This is a genomic window from Salipiger sp. HF18, assembly GCF_011806505.1.
Classification (GTDB): Bacteria; Pseudomonadota; Alphaproteobacteria; order Rhodobacterales; family Rhodobacteraceae; genus Salipiger; species Salipiger thiooxidans.
In genome coordinates, this window is sequence record NZ_JAATOS010000116.1 from 1 (window position 1) to 10,816 (window position 10,816).

At 68.6% G+C, this 10,816-nt stretch carries 11 protein-coding genes; 8 read left to right on the forward strand and 3 right to left on the reverse strand.

What is annotated here, in order from left to right; all coding sequences use genetic code 11:
• From HC022_RS11940 to HC022_RS11965, 6 genes are all read left to right on the forward strand, one after another.
• Window positions 1-276: ABC transporter permease (locus HC022_RS11940; protein ID WP_167452577.1), on the forward strand; the 276-nt coding region annotated here is incomplete at its 5' end.
• Entirely contained in the window at window positions 273-2,171 is a 1,899-nt protein-coding gene (locus tag HC022_RS11945) for a dipeptide/oligopeptide/nickel ABC transporter permease/ATP-binding protein (protein WP_167452578.1), read from the forward strand. The genes HC022_RS11940 and HC022_RS11945, both read left to right, overlap by 4 nt.
• Window positions 2,168-3,127, forward strand: coding sequence for an ABC transporter ATP-binding protein (locus tag HC022_RS11950; RefSeq protein ID WP_167452579.1), 960 nt, complete (start codon window positions 2,168-2,170; stop codon window positions 3,125-3,127). The genes HC022_RS11945 and HC022_RS11950 overlap by 4 nt, the downstream gene beginning before the upstream one ends.
• A gap of 104 nt (window positions 3,128-3,231) precedes the next feature.
• Window positions 3,232-4,005 (forward strand): potassium channel family protein, encoded by a 774-nt coding sequence (locus tag HC022_RS11955; RefSeq protein ID WP_167452580.1) that lies wholly within the window; start codon window positions 3,232-3,234, stop codon window positions 4,003-4,005.
• Window positions 4,002-4,505, forward strand: coding sequence for a GNAT family N-acetyltransferase (locus HC022_RS11960; RefSeq protein WP_089956744.1), 504 nt, complete (start codon window positions 4,002-4,004; stop codon window positions 4,503-4,505). The genes HC022_RS11955 and HC022_RS11960 overlap by 4 nt, the downstream gene beginning before the upstream one ends.
• Before the next feature lie 20 nt (window positions 4,506-4,525).
• On the forward strand, window positions 4,526-5,236 hold the full coding sequence (locus tag HC022_RS11965) for an NYN domain-containing protein (protein WP_167452581.1): 711 nt from the start codon (window positions 4,526-4,528) through the stop codon (window positions 5,234-5,236).
• Between the two features lie 58 nt (window positions 5,237-5,294).
• On the opposite strand, the gene HC022_RS11970 is transcribed toward HC022_RS11965, so the two are convergent.
• A complete protein-coding gene (locus HC022_RS11970; RefSeq protein ID WP_040384805.1) occupies window positions 5,295-5,912 on the reverse strand; it encodes a TetR/AcrR family transcriptional regulator in 618 nt (205 codons plus the stop codon).
• 63 nt (window positions 5,913-5,975) lie between these two features.
• Window positions 5,976-6,122, reverse strand: coding sequence for a hypothetical protein (locus tag HC022_RS11975; protein WP_167452582.1), 147 nt, complete (start codon window positions 6,120-6,122; stop codon window positions 5,976-5,978).
• Between the two features lie 151 nt (window positions 6,123-6,273).
• Between HC022_RS11975 and mbfA the strand changes: the two genes are divergently transcribed.
• Together mbfA and polA are read left to right on the forward strand one after the other, a co-directional pair.
• Entirely contained in the window at window positions 6,274-7,248 is a 975-nt protein-coding gene (gene mbfA / locus HC022_RS11980) for an iron exporter MbfA (RefSeq protein ID WP_089956735.1), read from the forward strand.
• Between the two features lie 210 nt (window positions 7,249-7,458).
• The gene (polA, locus tag HC022_RS11985) at window positions 7,459-10,266 is read left to right on the forward strand and encodes a DNA polymerase I (protein ID WP_167452583.1); all 2,808 of its coding nucleotides are present in this window, start codon (window positions 7,459-7,461) and stop codon (window positions 10,264-10,266) included.
• Window positions 10,267-10,297: 31 nt separating this feature from the next.
• Here polA and HC022_RS11990 read toward each other — a convergent pair.
• Window positions 10,298-10,816: S8 family serine peptidase (locus tag HC022_RS11990; protein ID WP_167452584.1), on the reverse strand; the 519-nt coding region annotated here is incomplete at its 5' end.

The following is a 10,816-nucleotide window of genomic DNA, read 5'->3' on the forward strand; positions in this document are numbered from 1 at the left end:
GAGCGCGGGGTGATCTGGCGCCATGCGCTGCGGGCCGCGATGGTCAGCATCATCCCGGTGCTGGGCATCCAGGCCGGCTTCGTGCTGTCGGGCGCGGTCTACATCGAGATGGTGTTCCAGTGGCCCGGCGTCGGGCGGATGCTGGTCGACGCCATCCTCAAGCGCGACATCCTGCTGGTGCAGGGCGGCGTGGTCTTCGTCGCCGCCTGCTACGTGCTCTTCAACATCGTGGTGGACGTGGCGCAGAGCCTGCTCGACCCGAGGATCAAGACATGAGCTTCCTCGCGCTTCTCGCCCGCAACCGGCTGGCACTGGCCGGGCTCGTGGTCATGGCGCTGGTGGTCGCGCTGGCGCTGGTGACGCCGCTGCTGCCGCTCGCCGATCCGGACGTCACCGACACCGGCAACCGCTTCCTGCCGCCGTTCTCGGAGGGCGCGCTTCTGGGCACCGACCATCTCGGGCGGGACCTGCTGTCGCGGCTGCTCTGGGGCACGCGGCTGTCGCTGGCGGTGGGCTTTGCCGCCGCGGTGATCGCCGCCGTGCTCGGCGCCGCGGTGGGCATCGTCGCGGGCTATTACGGCGGGCGGGTGGACAACCTGATCATGCGCGGCGTCGATATGCTCATGGCCTTTCCCTACATCCTGCTGGCACTCGCCATCGTGGCAGCACTCGGGCCCGGGCTTCTGAACGCGCTGATCGCGGTGGCGGCGGTCAACATCCCGTTCTTTGCCCGCAACATCCGTGGCATCACCGTGGGCATCGCGCACAAGGAGTTCGTGGACGCGGCCAAGCTCGCCGGCATGGGCGACGGGCGCATCATCCTGTCCGAGGTGCTGCCCAACGTGATCCCGGTGATCGTCATCGCCATGTCGACCACCGTGGGCTGGATGATCCTCGAGACCGCCGGGCTGTCGTTCCTCGGGCTGGGCTCGCAGCCGCCGCAGGCGGATCTGGGCTCGATGCTGGGCGAGGCGCGCTCGGCGCTGATTACCAACCCGCACACCTCGGTGGTGCCGGGGATGATGATCCTGGTGATCGTCATGGCGATCAACCTGCTGGGCGACGGGGTGCGCGACGCGCTCGACCCGCGGCTGCGCTCGGGGGCGCTGTCCCGGCCGATGGCGGCCACCATGGTGCGGCGCGAGGGGCCGGTTCCGCAGCCCGAGGGCGAGGCGCTGCTCGCGCTCCGCGAGCTGCGCACGGAGTTCCACGTGAAGCAAAGGGTGTACCGCGCCTTGGGCGGGGTGAGCCTTGGCGTGCGGCCGGGCGAGTGCCTCGGCATCATCGGCGAGAGCGGCTCTGGCAAGTCGGTGACGGCGCTGAGCGTGATGGGGCTGGTGGCCTCGCCGCCCGGGGTGATCGCCGGCGGGGCGGTGCATTACCGGGGCGAGGACCTCGTGGGGGCGACGTACGAGCGGCTGCGCAGCCTGCGGGGGCGCGAGATCGCCTACATCTTTCAGGACCCGCTGGCCACGCTGCACCCGCTCTACACCGTGGGCGACCAGCTGGCCGAGGCGATCCGGGTGCATCGCGGCGTCTCGCGCGGCGAGGCGCGGAGCCGGGCGCTGGCGCTGCTGCGGGACGTGCGCATTCCCAACGCCGAGAGCCGTCTCGACAGCTTCCCGCACGAGATGTCGGGCGGCATGCGGCAGCGGGTCGGCATCGCTATGGCGCTGGCCAACGATCCGCAGGTGATCATCGCCGACGAGCCGACCACGGCGCTCGACGTTACGGTGCAGGCGCAGATCCTGTCGCTGCTCGACACACTGCGGCGCGAGAAGGGGCTGGCCATCGTCTTCATCACCCATGATTTCGGCGTGGTGGCGCAGCTCTGCGACCGGGTGGCGGTGATGTACGCGGGGCGCATCGTCGAGGAAGGGCCGACGCAGGCGGTACTCGAGACGCCGGCGCATCCCTACACCCGCCGTCTCATCGCCTGCGTGCCCGAGCTGGGCGAGGGCAAGCGGGTGCTGCACGCGATCCCGGGCCTGCCGCCTGCGGTGGATGCGCTGCCGCCCGGCTGCGCCTTCGCGCCGCGCTGCGACAAGGCGGCGGAAGCCTGCCGCGAGGGCGACGTGGCCCTGCACGGCGGCGCGCGCAAGGTGCGCTGCCTGTTCCCCGAGACTGCCCCGGAAACCGACCCGGAAACCGCTGCGGAGGCCGCGCAATGACCGTCGCCCTGAAGCTCGAGGAGCTCTCCAAGACCTTCGCCGTCGGCAAGCGGCTCTTCGGGCCGCCCAAGGGCCGGGTCCACGCCGTGCATCCGGTGACTCTCGAGATCGCCTCGGGCGAGACCCTTGGCATCGTCGGCGAGAGCGGTTGCGGCAAGTCCACGCTGGCGCGCATGCTGGTGGGGCTGCTCGAGCCCACCGGCGGGCATATCGAGATCGACGGCGAGCCGCTCGACAACGCCGATCCGGCGGTTTTCGGCAAGCGCATCCAGTATGTCTTCCAGGACCCGATCAGCTCGCTCAACCCGCGCAAGACCATCCGGCAGATCATGGAGGTTCCGCTGAAGCGCCTGCACCGGATGGACAAGGCGCAGCGGGCGGCGCGGATTTCCGAGATCTTCACCCAGGTGAACCTGCGCGAGGAGTTCCTCGACCGCTACCCGCACGAGTTCTCGGGCGGGCAGGCCCAGCGCATCGGCATCGCGCGGGCGCTGGCGGCGGAGGCGCGGATCCTGATCCTCGACGAGCCGGTCTCGGCGCTCGACGTGAGCGTGCAGGCGCAGGTCCTGAACCTGCTTGCCGACCTGAAGGCGCGGCAGGGGCTGACCTACCTCTTCATCTCGCACGACCTCGCGGTGGTCGAGGCGGTGAGCGACCGGGTCGCGGTGCTCTACTTCGGCTCGGTGGTCGAACTCGGGCGTGCCGAAGAGGTCTTCGCCCATCCCCGCCACCCCTACACCAGGCTGCTCGCCGACAGCGCCCCGGTGGTGGGCCGGGCGCTCACCGCCCCCGAGGGCCGCGAGACCGAGCTTCCCGACCCGTTGAACCCGCCGCGGGGCTGCGCCTTCCGGGCGCGCTGCCCCAACGCGGGCCCCCGCTGCGCCGAGGAGGTGCCGATGCTCGACGGCGGGTCGCAGCAGGCCGCCTGCTTCCACCCCCTGCACCCGGGCGCCTGAGACGCCTCCGGCTCCCCGCTCGCACCACAGCAGAGCGCCGACCGCTTGCCCGGCCCCGTCCCTGCCGCCTATAGGTTGGGGACAGGGGTAAGGAACGGACAGGAATGACGGCAGGCAGTCTCGACAAACTCCGCGAGCTCTACGAGGGCGAAAGCGACAAGGCACACCGGTTCCGCTACGCGGTGCTGATCTTCGACATCGGGACCATCCTCTTCGTGATCGCCACCAGCTTTACCCAACACGGTCGCGTGGTAGAGAGCATCGACGCGGTGTTCGGGGTCGTCATCCTCGCGGATTTCATCGCCCGCGTGGCCATCGCCCCGCGCAAGCTGCGCTTCCTCGTGATGCCGGTGACGCTGGCGGACATGGTGTCGATCGTGTCCTTCCTCGCGCCGCTCGCGGGCGAGGGGCTGGGCTTCCTGCGGGTGGTACGAACGCTGCGCTTCCTGCACACCTACCAGCTGCTGAAACGGCTGCGCGCGGACTTCCCGTTCTTCAGCCGCAACCAGGACGTGTTTGTGGCGGCGATCAACCTGCTGGTCTTCATCTTCGTGATGACCGGGCTGGTCTACGCCACGCAATTCGGCTCGAACCCGCAGATCGACAATTACGCCGATGCGCTCTATTTCACCGTCACGGCGCTGACCACCACCGGCTTCGGGGACATCACGCTCACAGGCTCGCTCGGACGGATGATCTCGGTCGTGGTGATGATCTGCGGCGTCACCCTGTTCCTGCGACTGGCACAAGTGCTGTTCCGGCCCAACAAGGTGCGCGAGACCTGCGGCACCTGCGGCCTGTCGCTGCACGATTCCGACGCGGTGCATTGCAAGCATTGCGGCGCGATCATCCACATCAAGACGGAGGGTCAGAGTTGACGTCCGAGATCACCATCCGGCACTTCGAGCCCCGCGACCGCGACGCGCTCTGGCGCGTGCTCGAGCCGGTGTTCCGGGCGGGCGACACCTATGCCATCGACCCCGACATCCCGCGCGAGGACGCGCTGGCCTACTGGTGCGGGCCCGGGCGGCAGGTGTTCTCGGCGGTGATTGACGGCCGTCTCGTCGGCTCCTACTTCCTGGTGCGGAACCAGAAGGGCGGCGGCAGCCATGTCTGCAACTGCGGCTTCGTCACCGACCCCGACCAGCATGGGCGCGGCATCGCGCGCTCGATGCTGGCCCACGCGCTGGCCAGCGCCCGCAGTGCTGGCTTCCGCGCGATGCAGTTCAACTTCGTGATCTCCTCGAACCTGCGCGCCGTGGCGCTGTGGGAACGGGCGGGGTTCAAGATCGTCGGCCGCCTTCCCGGCGCCTTCAACCACCCAAAGGAGGGTTACGTGGACGCGCTCGTGATGCACAAGCCGCTGGGCGCCACGTGACCCCGTACAAGGAGGGCACAATGTCCAGTGAAAACCGGCTTCTCGCCATTCTCATCGACGCCGACAACACCTCGCCGAAATACGCCAAGGCGATCTTCGACGAGATCGCCTCGCTGGGCGAGGCCAGCGTGCGCCGCGTCTACGGCGACTTCTCCAGCCAGCAGATGGCCGGCTGGTCGAAGATCACTGCCGAATACGGGCTGGTGCCGCTGCACTCGCCCGCCAACACCGTGGGCAAGAACGCCTCGGACATCTCGCTGGTGATCGATGCCATGGACCTGATGCACACGGCCCGGTTCGACGGCTTCGTGCTGGTCAGCTCGGACAGCGATTTCACCCGCCTCGCCAGCCGCATCCGCGAACAGGGGCTCGACGCCTACGGCATGGGCATGCAGAAGACGCCGGACGCCTTCCGCAAGGCCTGCAAGCGTTTCATCTTCCTCGAGAACCTCGACGGCGCCCCCGAGCAGAAGACCGCCGGCAGCCAGCCTCACGCCACCGGCAAGCTCGACGAGGCGCGCAACCTCATCTTCACCGCGATGGACGCCATCGAGCAGGAAGACGACTGGTACACCCTCGGCCAGCTCGGCCAGTTCATCACCGCGGCGAACCCCGACTTCGACACCCGCACCTACGGCAAGCGCAAGCTCTCCGACCTGGTGTCCGAGCTGAAGGTGTTCGAGACCAAGCGCGGCCCGGGCAACCAGCTTCTGGTGCGGCGCCTCGACTGAGGCCGCCCCTGCCCCGCCCTGCTGGCAGGTCGGGGCCAGTTCGGGGATGGGCCTGGCGTCAGGCGCCGTAGCGGGCGAGGAAGGTCTCGACCGCCCCATCCACGACGCGGCCGGTCTCGTCATCCTCGAAGCGGGTCTGGATGCCGAAGCAGAGCTTGGCCCAGAGATCCGCCTTGCAGAGCTCGGCGAACTGGTCGGCGGCAAGCTCGAAATCCGTGACCCTGAGCTCGCCGCGCTCGGCGCTCTGGTGCAGGTAGCCGGTGAGCGCGTTGTGCAGCATCCGCGGCCCGCACTGGTAGAACTGCCGGCCGAGCTCGGGGAAGCGGTCGGATTCCGCCACGCAGATGCGAAAGACGCGCTGGCCCATCTCGGACAGCAGAAACGAGAGAAAGCGCCGCCCGACCTGCGGCAGCACCCGGTCCGGCGGCCCGGACATGTCGATGCTCAGCATCGCCTCGTCGGTCTGGGCCTGGCACTGGGCGCTGGCCATCTCCATGAACAGCAGCCGCTTGTCGGGGAAGTAGCTGTAGAGCGTCGCCTTCGAGACCCCCGCCGCGCGCGCGATGTCGTCGACGCTGGCCCCCTCGAAGCCGTCGCGAAGAAAGATTTCGCGGGCGCCTTCAAGCACCTGGTCGAATTTGCGCCCCCGACGGACGGTCGCCTGAGTGGTTGTCATCCCGGACCTCCCGATGCCGGCCATCATAAACCGGCCAGTTCAGTTCCGGCAAGCACCAACGGTTTAGGGCCGCCCTGCCGGCTGCGGGACGGGCGCGGGCGACGGTGCGGGCGCAGGCCAGGTGAGGCGCGGAAGCTCGATCCCCTGCGCGGCGCCGGGCAGGGGCGCAAGGATCATGAGGGCGGCGGCAAGCAGAAGCATCTCTTTCATGGCGCAATTCCAAACTGAACTGTATGGTTTATTTTCGCGCAATCCCGCGATCACGCCAAGCACAAGAGTGAACCGATCAGTTCACATTTTGCCGATTGCATTCCACCAGAAAATTTCTAGTTTAGAATTATTCTAACCACAGAGGTTTGCGATGAGTTTCTTCAATCACCGCCGGCAGTTCCGGGATCTGAGCGAACAGGAGATTCTCGCGCTGGCGATCTCGTCGGAAGAGGACGACGCCCGGATCTACCGCAGCTACGCCGAGATGCTGCGCCCCGACTTCCCCGACTCGGCGGCGATCTTCGACAACATGGCCATCGAGGAAGACGGCCACCGCAAGGCACTGATCTCGGCCCACAGCATGCGCTTCGGCACGGTGATCCCGCTGATCCGGCGCGAGCACGTGGCCGGCTTCTACGCCCGGCGGCCGGTCTGGCTGATGAAGAACCTCTCGCTCGAGCGGATCCGCGAACAGGCCGAGATCATGGAGCGCGATGCCGAGCGCTTCTACCTCGAAGCCGCAAAGCGCAGCACCGACGCGTCGACCCGCCGGCTGCTGGGCGATCTCGCCGCCGCCGAGGCCTCGCACGAACGCCGCGCAATAGAGCTGACCGGCGACCACCTCGACGACGAGACCCGCGAAGAGGAAGACCGCATCGCCCACCGCCAGTTCGTGCTGACATGGGTGCAGCCGGGGCTCGCGGGGCTGATGGACGGCTCGGTCTCGACGCTGGCGCCGATCTTCGCGACCGCCTTCGCCACGCAGGACACCTTCACCACCTTCCTCGTCGGCCTCGCCGCCTCGGTCGGCGCCGGCATCTCGATGGGCTTCACCGAGGCCGCCTCGGACGACGGCGAACTGTCGGGCCGCGGCTCGCCCTTCAAGCGCGGCGTTGCCTCCGGGGTGATGACGGCGGTGGGCGGGCTCGGCCACGCCCTGCCCTACCTGATCCCGCATTTCTGGACCGCGACCATCATCGCCTGGATCGTCGTCTTCTTCGAACTCTGGGCCATCGCCTGGATCCAGAAGAAATACATGGAGACCCCCTTCCTCCGCGCCGCCGTGCAGGTGGTGCTGGGCGGCGCGCTGGTGCTGGCCGCGGGCATCCTGATCGGCAGCGGCTGACCTCCCAAGGCCCCGGCCCGCCTTCCGGCACAAGGACAGAGCCCACCGCAAGCGCGACCCCCGCCCTTCATCTTGCCCGTAAACTCCGGGGGGAGCGCGAAGCGCGGGGGGCTGGCCCCCCTTCGGCCCCTCCGCCGGGCATTCCCTCTGGCAGGCGCGCGCCGCCCGTGGCAAACCATGGCGCAACGCACAGCACCGGGAGACGCCACCATGACCCAGTTCGGCAAGGGCTGCCACCTGCACCTGATCGACGGATCGGCCTTCATCTTCCGCGCCTATCATGCGCTGCCGCCGCTCACCCGCAAGTCGGACGGGCTGCCCATCGGCGCGGTGTCCGGCTTCTGCAACATGCTGCAGAAATACGTCGAGGACAGCTCCGGCCCCGACGCGCCGACCCATGTCGCGGTAATCTTCGACAAGGGCAGCCACACCTTCCGCAATGATCTCTATGACCTCTACAAGGCCAACCGCGAGGCCATGCCCGAGGACCTGCGCCCGCAGATCCCGCTGACCCGGACCGCCACCCTGGCCTTCAACATCGCCTGCAAGGAACTCGAGGGCTACGAGGCCGACGACATCATCGCCACCCTCACCTGCCAGGCGCGCGAAGCCGGCGGGCGGGTGACGATCATCTCCTCCGACAAGGACCTGATGCAGCTGGTCGGCGACGGGGTCGAGATGCTCGACGCCATGAAGAACAAGCGCATCGACCGCGACGGCGTCTTCGAGAAGTTCGGCGTCTTCCCCGAGCGGGTCGTCGACGTGCAGGCGCTGGCCGGGGATTCGGTCGACAACGTGCCCGGCGCCCCGGGCATCGGCATCAAGACCGCGGCGCTTCTGATCAACGACTTCGGCTCGCTCGAAGAGCTCCTCGACCGCGCCGGGGAGATCAAGCAGCCCAAGCGCCGCCAGACCCTGATCGAGAAGCGCGAGCAGATCGAGCTGTCGAAGCGCCTCGTGCAGCTCGACTGCGAGACCCCGCTCGACTTCAGCCTCGACGATCTCGAGGTCCGCGACCCGGATCCCGAGGTGCTGCTGGGCTTCCTCACCGAGATGGAGTTCCGCACCCTCACCAAGCGCGTCGCCGACAAGTTCGGCAAGGACGCGCCCGTCCTCCCCGAGGCAGTGCCCGCCGCCGCGGGTGCCGAAACCGGTGCCGCGCCCGAGATGCCCGCCATCGACCCCGCCGGTTACGCTTGGGTCAAGACCGCCCAAGAGCTCGCGCCGTGGATCGCCGAGGCGCAGCAGCGCGGCTGGGTGGCCGTCGACACCGAGACCACGGGGCTCAACGAGATGGCCTGCGATCTCGTCGGCATCTCGCTCTGCATCACCCCCGGCAAGGCCTGCTACATCCCTCTCGCCCACCGCGCCGCCGCCACCGACGATCTCTTCGGCAGCGACGAACTGGCCGAGGGGCAGATGCCGATGCAGGACGCGCTCGACCTTCTGAAGCCGCTGCTCGAAGATCCGGCGGTGATGAAGATCGGGCAGAACATGAAATACGATGCCAAGATCTTTGCCCGCTACGGCATCGGCATCACCCCCATCGACGACACCATGCTGATGTCCTACGCCATGCACGGCGGGTTGCACGGGCACGGCATGGACACGCTCTCCGAGCGCTACCTCTCGCACACGCCGATCCCGATCAAGTCGCTGCTGGGCTCGGGCAAGAGCCAGATCACCTTCGACCGCGTGCCGGTCGAGGACGCGGTGAAATATGCCGCCGAGGACGCCGACATCACCCTGCGTCTCTGGACGATCTTCAAGCCGCAGCTGCACCAGGTCCGCGTCACCCGGGTCTACGAGGGGCTCGAGCGCCCGCTGGTCCCGGTGCTGGCCGAGATGGAGATGGCCGGCGTGCAGGTCGACCGCGACACGCTCTCGCGCATGTCGAACGCCTTCAGCCAGAAGATGGCGCAGCTCGAGGCCGAGATCCACGAGCTCGCGGGCGAAAGCTTCAACGTCGGCTCTCCCAAGCAGCTGGGCGAGATCCTCTTCGACAAGATGGGGCTCGAGGGCGGCAAGAAGGGCAAGACCGGCGCCTATGCCACCGGCGCCGACGTGCTCGAGGATCTCGCGACCGAGCACGAGCTGCCGGCGCGGGTGCTGGACTGGCGCCAGCTCTCCAAGCTCAAGTCGACCTACACCGACGCCCTGCAGGAGCACATCAACAAGGAGACCGGCCGCGTCCACACCTCCTACGTGATCGCGGGCGCCAACACCGGCCGCCTGGCCTCGACCGACCCCAACCTGCAGAACATCCCGGTGCGCTCCGAGGAAGGGCGGCGCATCCGCGAGGCCTTCGTCGCTCCCCAGGGCAAGACCATCGTGTCGCTCGACTACAGCCAGATCGAGCTGCGCATCCTCGCCCACATGGCGGGCATCGACGCACTGAAGGAGGCCTTCCGCGAGGGGCAGGACATCCACGCGATGACCGCCTCCGAGATGTTCAACGTGCCGATGGAGGAAATGACGCCCGAGATCCGGCGTCAGGCCAAGGCGATCAACTTCGGCGTCATCTACGGCATCTCGGGCTTCGGCCTCGCCCGCAACCTGCGCATCCCGCGCGGCGAGGCGCAGGCCTTCATCGACCGCTATTTCGAACGTTTCCCCGGCATCAAGACCTACATGGACGACACCGTGGCCTTCGCGAAGGAACACAAGCGGGTGGAGACCCTGTTCGGTCGCATCATCCACACGCCCGAGATCTCGGCCAGCGGCCCGCGCGCGGGCTTCGCCAAGCGCGCCGCGATCAACGCGCCGATCCAGGGCACGGCGGCGGACATCATCCGGCGCGCCATGGTGAGGATGCCCGGCGCCATTGCCGAGATCCCCGCGAAGATGCTGCTGCAGGTCCACGACGAACTGATCTTCGAGGTTGAGCAGGGAGCCGAGGACGACCTGATCGCCGCGGCCCGCTCGGTCATGGAGGGCGCCGCCGAGCCGGTGGTCAAGCTCGACGTGCCACTGGTGGTGGACGCCGGACGCGGCAAGAGCTGGGCCGAGGCGCACTGAGGCAACGCATCTTTCAAGCCAACTGGGTGCCCTAGCCCACCGCCGCCCGCGGCGCCTGCACCAGCCCCTGCCCGCGGTCGAGCGCGTCGGTGGCCGGGTCGAGCCCCGCGGTGGTGCAGGTGGCGAGCAGCCGCGCCCGCACCGCCTCGGCATTCGCGGGGCTGCCCGAGGCGCGCTGCGCCTCCCACCAGAGCGCCGCGATGCCGGCGGTGTGGGGACAGGCCATCGAGGTGCCGTTCAGCGCCCGCAACCCGCCACCGGTCGCCGCCGAGATGACATTGACGCCCGGCGCCGAGACCGTGGGGTTGGTGTTGGAAAAGGCCGCGATGCCGAGCCCCGCGTCGGCCTGCCCCAGCGCCCCCACCGAGACCACCCCGAAGGCGGCGGCGGGGACCGAGGCCGAGACCTCGAAGCCCGGGTCGATGTTGCGGCGGCTCTCGTTGCCGGCGGCGGCGCAGACCACGGTGCCGCCCGAGAACCGCCCCCGCGCCCGCCGCCTGTCCCTCCGCGCCTCGAACCTGCGCCGGGTCATCCGGGCGCCCCCCCGCGC